This window comes from Nonomuraea ferruginea, from assembly GCF_039540635.1.
GTDB lineage: Bacteria > Actinomycetota > Actinomycetes > Streptosporangiales > Streptosporangiaceae > Nonomuraea > Nonomuraea ferruginea.
Genome location: NZ_BAABFD010000035.1, coordinates 38,256 through 53,544, shown reverse-complemented (window position 1 = coordinate 53,544; position 15,289 = coordinate 38,256). Strand labels below are relative to the sequence as shown.

At 73.4% G+C, this 15,289-nt stretch carries 12 protein-coding genes and 1 tRNA gene; 4 read left to right on the top strand and 9 right to left on the bottom strand.

The features are described from left to right. The first annotated feature begins 211 nt into the window (after window positions 1-211). Entirely contained in the window at window positions 212-1,990 is a 1,779-nt protein-coding gene (locus ABD999_RS42030; RefSeq protein WP_345483221.1) for a 2-isopropylmalate synthase, read from the top strand. A 122-nt stretch (window positions 1,991-2,112) separates the two neighbouring features. Then, window positions 2,113-4,887, top strand: coding sequence for a helix-turn-helix transcriptional regulator (locus ABD999_RS42025; RefSeq protein WP_271278539.1), 2,775 nt, complete (start codon window positions 2,113-2,115; stop codon window positions 4,885-4,887). A 5-nt stretch (window positions 4,888-4,892) separates the two neighbouring features. Here ABD999_RS42025 and ABD999_RS42020 read toward each other — a convergent pair whose 3' ends face one another. Then, the gene (locus tag ABD999_RS42020; RefSeq protein ID WP_148030005.1) at window positions 4,893-5,102 is read right to left on the bottom strand and encodes a DUF5988 family protein; all 210 of its coding nucleotides are present in this window, start codon (window positions 5,100-5,102) and stop codon (window positions 4,893-4,895) included. 25 nt (window positions 5,103-5,127) lie between these two features. Beyond that, window positions 5,128-6,597, bottom strand: a complete 1,470-nt coding sequence (locus ABD999_RS42015; protein ID WP_271278538.1) for an acyl-CoA carboxylase subunit beta — start codon at window positions 6,595-6,597, stop codon at window positions 5,128-5,130. 197 nt (window positions 6,598-6,794) lie between these two features. Between ABD999_RS42015 and ABD999_RS42010 the strand changes: the two genes are divergently transcribed. Next, window positions 6,795-10,001 carry a GH92 family glycosyl hydrolase gene (locus ABD999_RS42010; RefSeq protein WP_271278537.1) on the top strand — a complete coding sequence of 1,069 codons (3,207 nt, stop codon included), beginning with the start codon at window positions 6,795-6,797 and terminating at the stop codon, window positions 9,999-10,001. Window positions 10,002-10,005: 4 nt separating this feature from the next. On the opposite strand, the gene ABD999_RS42005 is transcribed toward ABD999_RS42010, so the two are convergent. The 7 genes from ABD999_RS42005 to ABD999_RS41975 form a co-directional block, all read right to left on the bottom strand. Beyond that, window positions 10,006-10,911, bottom strand: a complete 906-nt coding sequence (locus tag ABD999_RS42005) for an SMP-30/gluconolactonase/LRE family protein (protein ID WP_219548621.1) — start codon at window positions 10,909-10,911, stop codon at window positions 10,006-10,008. 39 nt (window positions 10,912-10,950) lie between these two features. After that, window positions 10,951-11,023 (bottom strand) — tRNA-Ala (locus tag ABD999_RS42000). Between the two features lie 52 nt (window positions 11,024-11,075). Then, on the bottom strand, window positions 11,076-11,903 hold the full coding sequence (locus ABD999_RS41995) for an alanyl-tRNA editing protein (RefSeq protein ID WP_271278536.1): 828 nt from the start codon (window positions 11,901-11,903) through the stop codon (window positions 11,076-11,078). Between the two features lie 5 nt (window positions 11,904-11,908). Further along, window positions 11,909-13,129, bottom strand: a complete 1,221-nt coding sequence (locus ABD999_RS41990) for a CynX/NimT family MFS transporter (protein WP_271278535.1) — start codon at window positions 13,127-13,129, stop codon at window positions 11,909-11,911. Between the two features lie 129 nt (window positions 13,130-13,258). After that, window positions 13,259-13,870 (bottom strand): SRPBCC family protein, encoded by a 612-nt coding sequence (locus ABD999_RS41985; RefSeq protein ID WP_271278534.1) that lies wholly within the window; start codon window positions 13,868-13,870, stop codon window positions 13,259-13,261. 31 nt (window positions 13,871-13,901) lie between these two features. After that, complete coding sequence (locus tag ABD999_RS41980) at window positions 13,902-14,282, bottom strand: hypothetical protein (RefSeq protein ID WP_271278533.1); 381 nt, start codon at window positions 14,280-14,282, stop codon at window positions 13,902-13,904. Beyond that, window positions 14,279-14,644 carry a hypothetical protein gene (locus ABD999_RS41975; protein ID WP_271278532.1) on the bottom strand — a complete coding sequence of 122 codons (366 nt, stop codon included), beginning with the start codon at window positions 14,642-14,644 and terminating at the stop codon, window positions 14,279-14,281. Before ABD999_RS41975 ends, ABD999_RS41980 begins: the two co-directional genes overlap by 4 nt. 79 nt (window positions 14,645-14,723) lie before the next feature. Here ABD999_RS41975 and ABD999_RS41970 point away from each other — a divergent pair, with 79 nt between their 5' ends. Beyond that, window positions 14,724-15,257 carry a 2-thiouracil desulfurase family protein gene (locus ABD999_RS41970; protein WP_271278531.1) on the top strand — a complete coding sequence of 178 codons (534 nt, stop codon included), beginning with the start codon at window positions 14,724-14,726 and terminating at the stop codon, window positions 15,255-15,257. Window positions 15,258-15,289: the final 32 nt, after the last annotated feature.

Sequence of the window (15,289 nt, the reverse complement as noted above, 5' to 3'; positions counted from 1 at the left end):
CCTATAGTTTCGCCCTCGTACCCAGAGATCCGTCGACTTTCGAGACCGGCGCGCAAAGTCGCCCTCCGGAGAAGGCTCCGGGGACGATTTCCGTGATGAATCCCGCGATATTCGAGAACCCCGGCACGCTGCCGGAATCCGCCTCCGCCACGGCCGGTTCCCATCCGCCGCATATCCCAGAACAGGACGTCATCAGGAAGGAAATCAGACCATGCAGGGCGCCGAACGCTATACCGGTTTCACCCCCCTCGACCTCCCCGACCGGACCTGGCCCAGCAGGCGCCTGCGCTCGGCCCCGCGCTGGCTCTCGACCGACCTGCGTGACGGCAACCAGTCCCTGGCGCGCCCGATGACCCCCGAGCGCAAGCTCATGATGTTCGACCTCCTGGTCTCCATGGGCTACAAGGAGATCGAGGTCGGGTTCCCGGTCGCCAGCCGCGACGACCACGACTTCGTACGGCTGCTCATCGAGCGCGACCTGATCCCCGACGACGTGCGGATCACCGTGCTGACCCAGGCGCGCGAGGAGCTGATCAGGGCCACCCTGGACTCGCTCAAGGGCGCGGACCGGGCCATGGTCCACATCTACAACGCCACGTCCCCGCTGTTCCGCCGGCTGGTCTTCGACCTCGACCGCGCCGGCTGCCGGCAGCTCGCGGTCCGCGGCACCCAGGTGATGATGGACCACGCCGAGCGCGTGCTGGGCGACTGCGACCTGGGCTACCAGTACTCCCCCGAGCTGTTCAACGAGACCGAACCCGACTTCTCCCTCGAAGTCTGCTCGGCCGTCATGGACGTCTGGCAGCCGGAGGCGGGCCGGGGCATCATCCTGAACTTCCCGACCACCGTCGAGCGCTCGCTGCCCAACGTCTTCGCCGACCAGATCGAGTGGCTGGACCGCAACCTGCCACACCGCGAGCACGTGTGCCTGTCCGTCCACCCCCACAACGACCGCGGCACCGGCGTGGCCTCCGCCGAGCTGGCGCTGCTGGCCGGCGCCGAGAGGATCGAGGGCTGCCTGTTCGGCAACGGCGAGCGCGCCGGCAACGTCTGCCTGGTCACCCTGGGCATGAACCTGTTCTCCCACGGCATCGACCCCGGCATCGACTTCTCCGACATCAACGCCGTGCGCCGCACCGTCGAGCTGTGCAACCAGCTGCCGGTGCACCCCCGGCACCCCTACGGCGGCGACCTGGTCTACACCGCCTTCTCCGGGTCCCACCAGGACGCCATCAAGAAGGGCTTCGACGAGCGGGAGCGCCAGGCCGCGGCCACCGGCGCGGACCCGTCCGGCCTGCCGTGGCGCATGCCGTACCTGCCGGTGGACCCCAAGGACGTGGGCCGCACCTACGAGGCGGTGGTACGGGTCAACAGCCAGTCCGGCAAGGGCGGCGTCGCGTACGTGATGAGCGCCTGGCACGGGCTCAACCTGCCGCGCGGGCTCCAGGCCGAGCTGGCCGCCCGGGTCCAGGAGCGGGCCGAGACGCTGGAGGGCGAGCTGTCGCCGAGCGGGATCGGGGCGGTGTTCCGCGAGGAGTACCTGTACCGGGGCGACCCCGCCGCGCCGCTGGCGATCGGCAGGACACCGCTCGTGGCCACGCTGCACGTCGACGGCCGCATGGAGATGAGCGGGCCGCGCGCCGACGCGGTCCGCACGCTCGGCGCCGCGCTCGCCCCGTGGGGCGTCCGGCTCCGCGCCGTGCACCGCACCGCACCGCCGCTGGACGCGGACCTGACCCCGGAGCAGCCGGCGCTCGCCGGCCACTCCCCCGATGACGTCGTGGTCTACGCCGAGTGCGGCACGGGCACCGGCGCGGGCACGGGCGTGGCGTGGGGTGCCGGCATCGGCGCGGACGTGACGGCCGCGGCGCTGTCGGCCGTGCGGGCGGCGGGCCGCAGGCTGGCCCGCAGGGCCGACCGGCCGGCCCAGGCGCAGGACCGCGCGCGCCCGGCCGCCGACCGCCCCCACCTGATGGCCGCCGGAGAGTAGCCCGTCATGTCACGGATCAGGACCAGACGCCCCCGGCCCAGGCGATCCGGCCAGGACCCGCTCGACCTGCGGACGCCCTCCGGACGCAAGCTGCCCTACTGAACCCGCGCAAGAGGAGGATCATGGCACCGGACGATCGGCGGCAGGACGCGGCTCTCCTGATGGAGCTGCTGGAGGAGGCGAAGGCCGGCAGGGGCCGGATCGCGATGGTGACGGGCGCCGTCGCCACCGGCAAGAGCGAACTGCTGCACGACTTCGCCGAGCAGGCGCTCCGGCACGGCGCGCTCCCACTGTCCGCGACAGGCTCCCTCGCCGAGCGCGACCTGCCACTCGGCGTGCTCTCGCAGCTCGTGCGGAACACGCCGGCCGACGAGCACCGCGCGGCCACGCTGGACCTGCTGCGCGAGGGCGCCCGCGCGCACCTGTCACGCGCGCCGGGCGCGGAGTCCTTCGCGCACGTGGACGCGCAGATCGTGGACGCCCTGTGCACAGTGCTGCTGAAACTGTCGGAGCGCCGCCCCTTGGCGATCGTCGTGGACGACGTGCAGCACGCCGATCGCGCCTCGCAGCTGTGCCTGTCCTACCTCGCGCGCCGGGTGAGGTACGCCCGGGTCATGCTCGTACTCAGCGGCCCTGACCACCACGCCCACCCGCACCCGCTCCTGCGCACCGAGGTGGAGCGCCAGCCGCACTGCCGCCCGGTGCGGCTGGCGCACCTGGCGGAGGAGGGCGTGGCCGAGCGGGTGCGGCAGCGGGAGGGGGCGCAGGCGGCCGACCGCTTCGCCGCCCGGTGCCACGAGCTGAGCGGCGGCAACCGGCTGCTGGCGGACGCGGCGCTGGAGGACCTGCGGGCCACCGGCGAGCCCGGCGAGAAGTACGCCGACGCGGTGCTGGCCTGCCTGCAGCGCGCCGATCCCGACCTGCTCCCCGTGGCCCGCGCGCTGGCCGTGATGGGCGAGCCCGGCGCCGCCGGACGGCTGCTCGGCCGGGGCGAGGCGGCCACGGCCAGGGCGGTTCAGGCGCTGGCCGGGGCCGGGCTGCTCGCCGGCGGCCGGTTCCGGCACGAGGCCGCCGCGTCCGCCGTGCTGGCCGGGCTGGACACCTCGGAGCTGATCGACCTCCACCGCCGGGCGGCGGAGCTGACCTACCAGGAGGGCGCGCCCGCCGCCGTCGTGGCCGGCCACCTCCTGCGGGCCACCCACGCGGGAGACCCGTGGGCGCTGTCGGTGCTGGAGGAGGCCGCCAAGCAGGCGCTGCGCGACGACGGGGTCGAGTCGGCCATCGAGTACCTCAAGCTGGCCTGGCAGGCGTGCGACGACGAGCGGCGCAGGGCGCGGATCACCACCACGCTGGTGCGGGCCAGGTGGCGGATCGACCCGGGGACGCAGACCGGCCAACTGGCCGAGCTGACCGAGGCGCTGCACCAGGGCCATCTGGGCGGCGGCGACGCCATCGTGCTGGCCAGGGCGCTGCTGTGGCACGGCCACGTCGCCGACGCCAAGGACGTGCTGGGCTGCCTGGGCGACGGCGGGGAGCTGGACCGCGAGGCGGTGGCGGAGCTGGACGCGACCCGCGCCTGGCTCCGCAGCAGCTGGCCCGCCTTCCTGCCGCATCTGCCTGAGCCGCCCGCCGAGCAGGCGGGCGGCGCGGCCCGCTCGCTCGGCGCCGACCGCCGGCTGGTGTCGGCCGACGCGCTGGCCTCCACGCTGAGCGAGGGCCCGCAGGAGGAGCTCGTGACCGTGGCCGAGCGCATCCTGCGCGGCTCCCGGCTGGACGAGATGTCCATGGACGCGGTGGAGTGCGCGCTGCTGACCCTGATCTACAGCGACCGTGCCGACCGGGCCGCGCCCTGGTGCGACGTCTTCGTGTCCGAGGCGGCCGACCGGCACGCGCCCAGCCGCCAGGCGAGGCTGTCGGCGATCCGGGCGGAGATCTCGCTGCGCCGGGGCGACCTGGCGGCGGCGGCGCGCGACGCCCAGCGGGCCCTGGAACTCGTCTCGCCGGAGAGCTGGGGGGTCGCCGTCGGCGCGCCGCTGGGCATCCTGCTGATGGCCGGGGCCGGCATGGGCCGCCACCTGGACTACCTGCGCCAGGCCGCCCAGCCGGTGCCTGAGGCCATGCTGGAGACCCGGTTCGCCGCCCAGTACCTCTACGGCAAGGGCCGCTTCGCGCTGATGTCGGGCCAGCCCAGGCAGGCGCTGCGCGACCTGCGGCTGTGCGGTGAGCTGACGTGCGCGTGGGGGCTGGACGTCCCGGAGTTCGTCCCGTGGCGGCTGGACGCGGCCGAGGCGCTGATCCGCCTCGGCGAGGTGGACGAGGCGCGCGGGCTCATCGAGACCCAGCTCGCCGGGTGCGGCAAGCGGTCGAAGCGGGTGCACGGGATGGCGTTGCGCCTGCTCGCCGCGGCGAGCGAGGTGCGGCACCGCGTCATGCTCCTGCGCCGCGCCGCCGACCTGCTGCGGGCGGGCGGAGACCGGTACGAGCACGCCAGGGCGCTGTTCGACCTCACCGAGGCGTACCACGCGATCGGCGAGCACCGCAGGGCCGGGATGCTGAGCGGCCGGGCCGGCGCGCTGGCCCAGGAATGCCACGCGGGCGGGCTGATCCGCGATCCGGCCCGCGCCCGCAGGAACGGCCAGGTGAACGGACAGGTCAACGGTCAGGTGAACGGCCGGCTCAACGGGCACGCCGGCGGGCAGAGCCCGGAAGCGGCGCTCAGCGAGGCCGAGCAGCGCGTGGCGGCGCTGGCCGCCGACGGGTACTCCAACCGGGAGATCTCCGGCAAGCTCTTCATCACCGTGAGCACCGTGGAGCAGCACCTGACGCGGATCTACCGCAAGCTCAACGTCTCGCGCCGCCGTGACCTGCCGGCCGGTCTGGCCGGCAGGTCACTGTAGCGATCTCACTCGGCGACGGCCGTGCGCATGACCCACTCGAAGACGACGGCACGCTCGCCGTCGACGGTGGCGCTCTCGCCGCCGCGCCTGAAGTGCTCGTACCCGGCGCCGTGCGGGAGCTTGAACACCTCGGTGCCGGGGCTCACGCGCTGCACCCGCCGCTCGGCCGGAACCGCCTCCGGTCCGCCGACCAGGACGGCTCTGATCTCCTTCATGGTGCCTCCTCTTGGTGAGAGGTGTTCACAGCGGAATGCTGGAGTGGCGTCCGCGCGCCCGGGGCGCCCGGTCCAGCGCCTGGGCCAGCCTGAGCCGGGTCGTCTCCGGCGCGATCACCTCGTCGACCACGCCGAGCGCGATCGCGCGGGCCACCCCGCCGGCGGTCCGGCGCTGCTCCTCGGCCAGCCGGGCGCTCAGCTCGTCGCGCTCGTCGTCGGGGGCGGCGGCCAGGGTCTTGCGGTGCAGGACGCGTACGGCGCTCTCCGCGCCCATGACCGCGACCTCGGCGTCCGGCCAGGCGAAGGTCGCGGTGGCGCCGAGCGAGCGGGAGTTCATCGCGATGTAGGCCCCGCCGTAGGCCTTGCGGGTGATCAGCGTGACGCGCGGCACCACGGACTCGGCGAAGGCGTGCAGGAGCTTGGCGCCCCGCCGGACGACGCCGCCCCATTCCTGGTCCACCCCGGGCAGGAAGCCGGGGACGTCGACCAGCACGACCAGGGGAACTCCCAGGGAGTCGCACATGCGGACGAACCGCGCGCTCTTCTCCGCCGACAGCGAGTCCAGGCAGCCGCCCTTGCGGATCGGGTTGTTGGCCAGGACGCCGATCGGACGGCCGCCGAGCCGGCCGAGGCCGACCAGGACGTTGGCCGCCCAGCGGGGCTGCAGCTCCTCGAAGACCGGCCCGCGCGCGTCACCGTCCACGAGGGCGCGCACCAGCGGCCGCACGTCGTAGGCGCGCCGCGGCGACTCGGGCAGCAGCGCGCGCAGGTCCCTCGGCTCGCGCAGCGGGGCCAGCTCGAACCGGCCCTGCCCGCCGCGGAGCAGCCCGGCGAGGCGGCGGGCGCGGAAGCAGGCGTCGTCCTCGTCGGCGGCCTGCACGTGCACCACCCCCGACCTCGGGCCGTGCGCGTCGGGGCCGCCGAGCGCCGCCATGTCGATCTTCTCGCCGGTGACGCTCCGCACGATGTCGGGGCCGGTCACGAAGACGCGCCCGGAGCCGGTCATGACAATGACGTCGGTCAGGGCAGGACCGTAGGCGGCGGCCCCAGCGGCCGGGCCGAGGACGACCGAGATCTGCGGCACCACGCCGGAGGCCCTGGTCATCGCGGCGAACATGCGGCCCACGCCGTCCATGGACTCGACGCCGTCGGCGAGCCTGGCGCCTCCGGAGTGCCACAGGCCGATCACCGGGCAGCCCTCGGCCACGGCGGCGTCGGTGGCGGCCACGATGTGCCGGGCCCCGGCCGCGCCGAGCGCGCCGCCCATCCTCCTGGCGTCGGTGCAGAAGGCGATGACGGGCCGCCCGTCCACCCGGCCCCGCACCGCGGTCACGCCGCTGTCGTCGTCCGCGTGCAGCGCGACGGGCGTGCCCGGGTCCAGCAGCCGGGCCAGCCTGACCGAAGGGGCGCGCGGGTCGGCGGCGGGCTCCGCCCCGCGGTCGGCCGGCGCGCGGCTCACCGGCAGCTCGTCCGGCAGCGTGGGCAAGACGGTCATCCCTGATCCCCTGTGCTCGACGGTCTCTCACGGGTCCGGGACCCGTGGCACCCATCGAATGTGTCAACGGCCGGGGTGCCGGCCAACCCCTATTCACTCCTGCGCGGATGGCAACTTGTGCGCGCCGTTTTCGCTCGTTGACCGGGGTGTGGGGGCGGGTTTCGATGATTCGATCTCACCCTTGAAAGGTGTGCGACATGTCCTTGTGGTCGTTACCGATTGTCACCACGTTGCTGGCCACGGCGGTGTTCCCCGCCGGGGCCGTCACGACCCCCGATCCGGGATCCGCCGCCGTGCGCGACCCGGCCTCGCTGGTCAACGTCTTCCACGGTACGAAGGAGGCGGCGGCCGACTTCGGGCACGGCGGCGGCGGGGGGATGACCTTCCCCGGCGCCGTGCTGCCGTTCGGGATGATGCAGTGGAGCCCCGACACGGTGGAGGACGCCGGCGGCGGTTACCGCTGGGAGGACGACCGCCTGCGCGGCTTCTCCATGACCCACATCTCCGGGCCGGGCTGCACCGGCGCCCAGGACTTCCCGGTGATGCCCTTCTCCGGCCGGATCGGCCGCTCCCCCGCGACGCACGGGATGGACTACGTCCAGACCTTCCAGCACACCGCCGAGAAGGCCTCGCCCGGCTTCTACGGCGTCACCCTGGACACCGGCGTCAAGACCGAGCTGTCGGTCAGCACGCGGGCGGGCGTCGGCCGCTTCACCTTCCCCGAGGGCAAGCCGGCCACACTGCTGCTGAACACCAGCGGCTCGATCAACGGCGTGGACGACGGCGAGACCCGGATCAGCGGGAACACCGTCGAGGGCTGGGTGCTGACCGGCGGGTTCTGCGGCCCCCCGACGCGCTACAAGGTCTACTTCCACGCCACCTTCGACCGGCCGGTCACCGGCTTCGGCACCTGGAAGGACGACCAGGTGCTGCCCGGCGCGCGGGTCGTCGCCAACGCCTCCGAAGGCAAGGTGAAGGGTCATGTCGTCACCTCTGACGACGTGGTGGTGAACGGGCCGGGGTCCGGCGCGTACCTGGAGTTCGACCCCGCCACGCCGGTGCAGATGCGGGTGGGCCTGTCGTACGTGAGCGTCGAGGGCGCCAGGAACAACCTGCGGACGGAGATCGGCGCCAAGAACCTGGAGCAGGTGGCGAGCGAGGCGGAGGCCGTCTGGAACGCCCGTCTCGGCCAGGTGCGGATCGAGGGCGGCACCGACGCCCAGCGGCGCACCTTCTACAGCAGCCTCTACCACGCGCTGCTCCAGCCGTACGTCTTCGACGACGCCGACGGCACCTACGTCGGCTCCGACTACGAGATCCACCGGGTGAAGCCGGGCCACCACCACTACGCGACCTTCTCCGGCTGGGACGTCTACCGCAGCCAGGTCCAGCTGCTGGCCCTGCTCGCGCCGGACGTGGCGAGCGACATCGCGCAGTCGATGTACGTCAACGCCCAGGCGCTCGGCAACGTGTGGGACCGCTGGTCGCACCAGAACGCGGTCACCGGCGTCATGGTGGGCGACCCGTTCCACGTGATCCTCTCCACGGTGCACGCCTTCGGCGCGCGCGACTTCGAGGCCGCCGAAGCCCTCAAGGCGATGGCCGAGGCCGCCCGGCGCAGCGGCCCGATGGACATCGGTCACCCGCTGCTGGACTACGACGAGCGGCCGGGCAACGCCGCGTACATGGACAAGGGGTACGTGCCGTCGGACCCGTCCGCGACGCTGGAGTACGGCGTGGCCGACTTCGGCATCGCCCAGCTGGCCTCCCGGCTCGGCGACCAGGCCACGCGGGCGGAGTTCATGAAGCGCGCGCAGGCGTGGCAGCACCTGTTCAACCCGGCCAACGGCTGGGTCCAGCCCAAGATGGGGGACGGCGCGTTCAAGTCGCCGTTCGACCCGGCCGCCGCCGACGTCTACATGGAGGGCAACGGGGCGCAGTACCACTGGATGGTGCCGCACAACCCGCAGGGGCTGATCACCGCGATGGGCGGCGCCCAGGAAGCGGTGAACAGGCTGGACGACTACTTCAAGGAGCTGAACGCCGGCCCGCACCGGCCGTACGCCTACCTCGGCAACGAGGTCGCGCTGCAGTCGCCGTGGCTGTACGCGTGGGCGGGCCGGCCGTACAGGACGCAGGAGGTCGTCCGGAAGACGCAGAAGGAGCTGTTCGGCCCCGGCCCCGACGGGCTCGTCGGCAACGACGACCTGGGCACGATGGGCGCCTGGTACGTGTGGTCGGCCATGGGCCTGTTCCCGGCCGTTCCCGGCCGGGCCGAGCTGCTGGTGAACACGCCGCTGTTCGACCGGATCACGATCGACAGGCCCGGCGGCGACATCCAGGTCAACGCGCCCGGCGCCGCGGGCGGCTACATCCGGGCGCTGCGCGTGAACGGCGCCCCGGTGTCGCAGGCGTGGCTGCCGGAGACGTTCGCCACGCGGGGCGGGCGGCTGGACTTCACGGTGGGCAGCTCGCCGAACCTCACCTTCGGAGCTCGCCCGGCGGACGCGCCGCCGTCGTTCGGCGAGGGCACCGAGCCGTACCTGCTGGGGCTCAACCCGGGAAGCGGGCCGGTGGCGCCCGGCGGGACCTTCGAGGCCGACCTCACGATCCGGTCCATGGAGCGGACGGCCACGGTCGCGTGGCAGGCCACGCCGCCGCCGGGGATCACGGTGACGCCGTCGAGCGGACGCCTGTTCGTGCCGGCCGGGCGCGCCACGACCCGCAAGATCAGCATCACCGTGGACCCCGGCGTGGCGCTCGGCTTCCACACCGTGCCGATCGTGGCGGGCGAGGCGACCGGCGGCGTGCGGCTGAACGTGGCCGAGCGCGGCACGCTGGCGTGGCACCACAACAACGCCGGCATCGGCGACGCCGCGGTGCCCGACGAGGCCAACATCGACGGGCCCGGGTTCAGCTACTCGGCGCAGGCCCTGGCCGACGAGGGCGTCGAGCCGGGCGGCACCGTCTCCTGGAAGGGCTTCGACTTCACCTGGCCCGACCGCAAGCCCGGCGAGTGGGACAACCTGCGGCCGGGCACCGCGCCGATCGAGGTGGCGGCGCCCGACGGGGCGAGTGAGCTTGCGTTCCTCGGGTCGGGCGTGAACGGCTGGCCCGAGTCGAAGGTGACGGTCACCTACACCGACGGCTCGACGAGCACCGGCAAGCTCGGCCTCAGCGAATGGATCCTGGACTTCGGCGGCGAGCCGCCGGCGTTCGGCAACGAGCCCGTGGCCAGCACGCCGCTCAGGCTCTTCTGGGGCTCATGGGCGTTCCAGCCCATCGGCGCGCACGTGTTCGCGGCTCAGCCGATCGCGCTGGACCCGGCCAAGAAGGTGGCCAGCCTGACCTTCGCCCCGGCGGAGGACGGCGAGCTGCACCTCTTCGCCTGGGCCTTCAAGTGACGGGTCAGGCCCAGACCGGGCGGGCGCCGCGGATGTTGAGCATGACCGAGTACAGCGACGTGGTCGCGGTGATGAAGACCCGGTTGCGCTTGGGCCCGCCGAAGACCAGGTTGGAGACGCTCTCCGGCAGGTTGAGCCTGCCGAGGAGCGTGCCGTCCGGGTCGTAGCAGTGCACCGAGGATCCGACGGCGGCCCACACGCGGCCGCCGTCGTCCAGGCGCAGGCCGTCGAAGCCCTCCTTGCCGTCGTGCGCGGCGAACACCCGGCCGCCGGTGAGCGTGCCGTCGTCGCGCACGTCGAAGACCCGCAGGTGGCGCTCCTGGGTGTCGGCGACGAAGAGCCTGCTCTCGTCGAGGTCGAAGGCGAGGCCGTTGGGCCTGGCGAAGTCGCCGGCGACCATCTCGGTCGCGCCGGTGCCCGGGTCGATCCGGTAGACGTGGCAGCCGTCGATCTCCTGCTCGGCCCGGTGTCCCTCGTAGTCGCCCAGGATGCCGTACGGCGGGTCGGTGAACCAGATCGACCCGTCGGAGCGGACCACGACGTCGTTGGGGCTGTTGAGCCGCCTGCCCCGCCAGCTGTCGGCCAGGGTGGTGACCGAGCCGTCGTGCTCGGTCCTGGTCACCCGGCGCGCGCCGTGCTCGCAGGAGATGAGCCGGCCCTCACGGTCGAGGGTGTTGCCGTTGACGTAGCCGGACGGCTGACGGAACGGGCCGACGGCGCCGGTCTGCTCGTCCCAGCGGAGCATCCGGTCGTTGGGGATGTCGCTCCACACCAGGAAGCGGCCCGCCGGGAAGTAGACCGGCCCTTCCGCCCAGCGGGTCCCGCGGTGGAGGCGTTCGAGGTTTCTGTCGCCGCGGACGGCCGCGATGCGCTTGTCGAACGCCTCGAAATCGACGGGAATGAGCTCCACGAGGACGGCCTCCGGGGGGGATCGGCTGCCCGACAGGGGTGGAGCTATGGGGATTCGAACCCCAGACCTCTTCCATGCCATGGAAGCGCGCTACCAACTGCGCCATAGCCCCTTGCGGATGCGTCGCCAAGTGTATCCGAATCCGGGGCCGCCCGTGTCATGTGTCAGCGCGGGGTGACGGTGGTGCGCATGGTGAGCGACTGCTCGCCGGTCTCCAGCGTGACCGTGACCTCGCCCAGCTCTCCCGTGCTCCGCACGTGGGTGCCGCCGCACGGGATCGACGCCTCGCCGCCGGGCAGGGCGCAGTGCCAGGTGCGGCGGGCGGTGAGCCCGGTGCCCGGCACGTCGATCCGGACCGGCGCGTCGGCCGCCACCCACGCCTTCAGCCGGGCGGCGACCTCGCGCGCCGTCTCCTCCGGGTCCAGCCCTTCGGCGGTGAACCCCTTCTTCCGCAGCGACTTGCCCAGCCGGTACTCGTCGACGCTCCCGTACGGGGAGATCCGCGAGGTGGTGATGGCGCTCTGGTCGAAGTCGGGGTTGCCGAGCCGGTCGCGCGCGGGCTCCTTGCGCCACCGGCCGGCCAGGGCGGCGTTGAGGGCGAGCGCGGCCAGATGGCAGGCGGTGTGCCCGGCCGAGAGCGCGGCCCGGTGTCCGGCGTCGACCTCCAGGCCGACCTCGGCGCCCACGTCCAGCGGGGTCTCGGTGACGTGCACGACCAGCCAGTCCCAGCCGTCGGCGCCGCGCCGTACCGGGATGTCGCCGCCCAGGACGATGTCGCCCCCGGCCGGGCGGGCGCCGGTCACGCAGTCGAGCACCGGCAGCCCGCCGATGGTGCCCCGGTCGGCGGGCTGGTCCGGCCAGGTGTGGTCGAGGGGGTGGAACGGGGTCTCGGTGACGACGAGGCCGTGCCGCTCCCCCACCGGCACGGCCTCGACGATCGTGGAACGGCCACTGACATGACCGTAGGGAAAGGTGACGACTGTCGAGTTCACGGACGTCATCCTGGCAGAGACACCCGCCGCTCGTCCTCCACGTACCGGTCACGGCCCGCGTACAAGCCCGTGAACAGCTGCGCGACCAGCACGGCGAAGATCAGCAGGTACGGGAGCGTCCACCCGCCGCCCACCTCGCGCAGCACGCCGACGAGCAGCGGGCCGGCGCCGGCGATGAGGTAGCCGGCGCTCTGCCCGAACGCCGACAGCGACGCCGTGGTCTCCGGCGTGCGGGTGCGCACGGCGAGCATGGTGAGCGCCAGCGGGAACGAGCCCATGCCGGCCGCCACCAGCACCACCCACACCGGCGCGGTGGAGGCGGGCGCCAGCCACAGCCCGAGGAAGCCGGCCGTGTACGCGACCACCAGGCCGACCACCACCGGCCGCTGGTCGCGGAAGCGGGCGGCGACGAGGGGGACGAGGAGCGAGACGGGGATGTTCAGCGCGGTGAAGACGCCGAGGATCACGCCCGCCTGGCTCACCGTGTAGCCGCCGTCGGTGAGGATGGTGGCGAGCCAGCCGAACATGATGTACGCGATCATCGACTGGGTGCCGAAGTAGACGGCGATCGCCCACGCCAGCCTGCTCCGCGCCATCCGGCGCAGGCCGCCACCCGGCCGGCCGTCGCCCCGCTCAGGCTCACTGCGCAGGAGCGCGAGCCACGGAATGGCGGAGACCGCGGCCAGCGCCGCCCACACCCCCAGCGCCACGTGCCAGTCGCCCGAGGCCTGCTCGATCGGCACGGTGGCCGCGGCGGCGAGCATGGTGCCGACGGCCAGCGAGGTGGTGTAGACGGTGGTCATGACCCCGGTGCGGGCCGGGAAGTGTCGCTTGATCAGTGTCGGGATGAGCACGTTGCCGACGGCCCCGCCCGACAGGGCGACGGCGCTGCTGGCCAGGAACACCGGCGCGGAGTCGACCAGGACCCGCACCAGCATGCCCGTGCCCAGCGTGACCAGGGCGAGCAGGAGCAGCCTGTGCTCGCCGACGCGGCGGGCCAGCGTGGGCGTGACCGCGCCGACGGTGGCGAAGGCCAGCACCGGCAGCGTGGTGAGCAGGCCGGTGCCGACGCTGGACATGCCGAGCGCGGCGGCGAGCTGGTCGAGCAGCGGGCCGACGCTGGTGACGGCGGTGCGCAGGTTCAGCGCGGCCAGGACGATCCCCAGCACGAGGAGCCAGGCGAGAGGGCCGGTTCTGGGCCGGGCCTCCTGAGTGAGCACGCTCATGCCGGACGGAATCCTCCACTCATCAAGTCATGGGATGAATCGACAGGATAACAGTTACAAATGAGACATCTATTCCACGGGCATGGCAAAGCCCCCGAAACATCGGGGGCTTGCGGGGGAACGGGGACGTTACAGAACCGGCCGGGGGCCCTGGGGCGGCTCGTTGCGCGGCGGGACGGGGCCGGGAGGCGGGAGCGTGCCGGGGTCCTGGGGGAAGCCGGTGTCGCCGCCGACCGTGCCGGGCGGGACCGGGCGGTCGCCGCCGCCGAGCGCGGAGCCGTGCTGGTGCGGGCCGGGGACGTCGCCCCGCCACGCGCCGGTCTCGCCGCTGCGCCCCTCGATGTACTCCTTGAAGCGCTGCATGTCGCCCTTGACGCGCGCCTGGACGATGTTGAGCCAGTCGCCGGCCTTCTCCACGAACCCCTCGGGGTCGTACTCCATCTGGAGCTGGACCCTCGCGGTCTCCGGGCCGAGCCGGTGGAAGGTGACGACGCCGGCCTGGTGCGGCCTCTCGACCGACCGCCAGGCGACGCGCTCGTCGGGGTGCTGCTCGGTGATCTCGGCGTCGAACTCCCGCTTGACGCCGGCGATCTCGGTGATCCAGTGGGTACGCGTGTCCGTGACCTGCTTGATGGACTCCACGCCCTCCATGAACTCGGGGAAGCTCTCGAACTGGGTCCACTGGTTGTACGCGACCCTGATCGGAACGTTGACCTCTACGGCGTGCTCGATCGTACTCATGGGAATCGTTGCTGCCCGGGCACGCGCGCGCCTAACGTCGGCGCCACAGCCAGTAGAGGCCCACGAGCGGCAGCACGAGCGGAATGTACAGGTAGCCCTTGCCGTAGCCCGACCAGACGGTCTCGTCGGGGAAGGCGGCCGGGTCGAGCAGACTCACGGTGCCGATGACGAGCACCCCGGCCAGCTCGATGAGGAGCGCCGCCAGCGCGAGCCGTCTCGCGCCGCGTGCGAGCGCGACGGTGAGCAGCAGGTAGACCAGCGCGGCGAAGGCCGACAGCGAGTAGGCGAGCGGCGCCTCGCCGAACCTGGTGGCGATCTGCACGGCGGCGCGGGCTCCGGCGGCCAGCGCGAACAGCCCGTAGAGGGCGAGCAGCGCCCGGCCGGGGCCGGAGCCGATGCCGGTGGTGGTCACGCCACGCCCTGCCAGATCTGCAGCAGCCGCCCGGTCATCACCGCGATCGCGAACCCGGCCACGACCAGGATGGCCGGGCCCCAGCGGCTGCGCTCGGCGAGCCCGAGGAACACCCCGGCGGGCGGGATGAGCGCCTCGGCGATCAGGTAGCCGTAGATCGTGACCGCCTCGCCCGACGGCCCCTCGCCGCCGGCCAGCGCGGCGATCACGAACCCCGCCTGCACCAGGACCGCCACTTCGAGCAGGACGAACCCGGCCAGCAGGATCACGCCCATGGGCCGGTTGCGGATGGCGGTGATCAGGCTCGCCAGCGCCAGCAGCAGCGCGCCGACGATGACGATCGTGGCAACGGTGGTGTTCATCGCAGCACAGGTTATCGCCCGCCCGGGCCGGTTCCCGATCCCGTCCGGCGCCCTCGGGCCGCTGCCTAGGATCGGAGGTATGGAGAGGATCCTCGTCAGCGCGTGCCTGATGGGCCGCCGGGTCCGCTACGACGGCGGCGCCAAGACCAGCTCCGACGAGCGGCTGGCGGCCTGGCGGCGCGAAGGGCGGCTGGTGGCGTTCTGCCCTGAGGTGCAGGGCGGGCTGCCCGTGCCGCGGCCGGCCGCCGAGATCGAGGGCGGCGCGGGCGGGGCGGCGGTGCTGGACGGGCGGGCCCGCGTGCTGGCCGCCGACGGGTCCGACGTGACGGCCGAGTTCCTGGCGGGGGCGCGGGCCGCGCTGGCCGCCGCCCGCGACGCCGGGGCCCGGCTGGCGGTGCTGAAGGAGGGCAGCCCGTCGTGCGGCACGCTGGCCGTGTACGACGGGACGTTCACCGGCCGTCGCGCCGCGGGCCGGGGCGTGACCACGGCCCTGCTGGAGCGCCACGGCATCCGGGTGTTCGGCGAGGACCACGTCGAGGAGGCCGCCGCCTGCCTGGACGCCCTGGAGTCCTCCGGCGAGGCCGGCTCCGCGTCCCTTCCGGGTCCGGGGTGACGGGCCGGGCGGGGATGCGTCCCGCCCGGCCC

Coding starts and splice junctions, on each gene's coding strand:
- ABD999_RS42030 (WP_345483221.1), top strand. CDS start 212: ATGCAGGGCGCCGAACGCTATACCGGTTTCACCCCCCTCGACCTCCCC.
- ABD999_RS41970 (WP_271278531.1), top strand. CDS start 14,724: ATGGAGAGGATCCTCGTCAGCGCGTGCCTGATGGGCCGCCGGGTCCGC.
- ABD999_RS41990 (WP_271278535.1), bottom strand. CDS start 13,129: ATGAGCGTGCTCACTCAGGAGGCCCGGCCCAGAACCGGCCCTCTCGCC.
- ABD999_RS41985 (WP_271278534.1), bottom strand. CDS start 13,870: ATGAGTACGATCGAGCACGCCGTAGAGGTCAACGTTCCGATCAGGGTC.
- ABD999_RS42010 (WP_271278537.1), top strand. CDS start 6,795: ATGTCCTTGTGGTCGTTACCGATTGTCACCACGTTGCTGGCCACGGCG.
- ABD999_RS41975 (WP_271278532.1), bottom strand. CDS start 14,644: ATGAACACCACCGTTGCCACGATCGTCATCGTCGGCGCGCTGCTGCTG.
- ABD999_RS42025 (WP_271278539.1), top strand. CDS start 2,113: ATGGCACCGGACGATCGGCGGCAGGACGCGGCTCTCCTGATGGAGCTG.
- ABD999_RS42015 (WP_271278538.1), bottom strand. CDS start 6,597: ATGACCGTCTTGCCCACGCTGCCGGACGAGCTGCCGGTGAGCCGCGCG.
- ABD999_RS42020 (WP_148030005.1), bottom strand. CDS start 5,102: ATGAAGGAGATCAGAGCCGTCCTGGTCGGCGGACCGGAGGCGGTTCCG.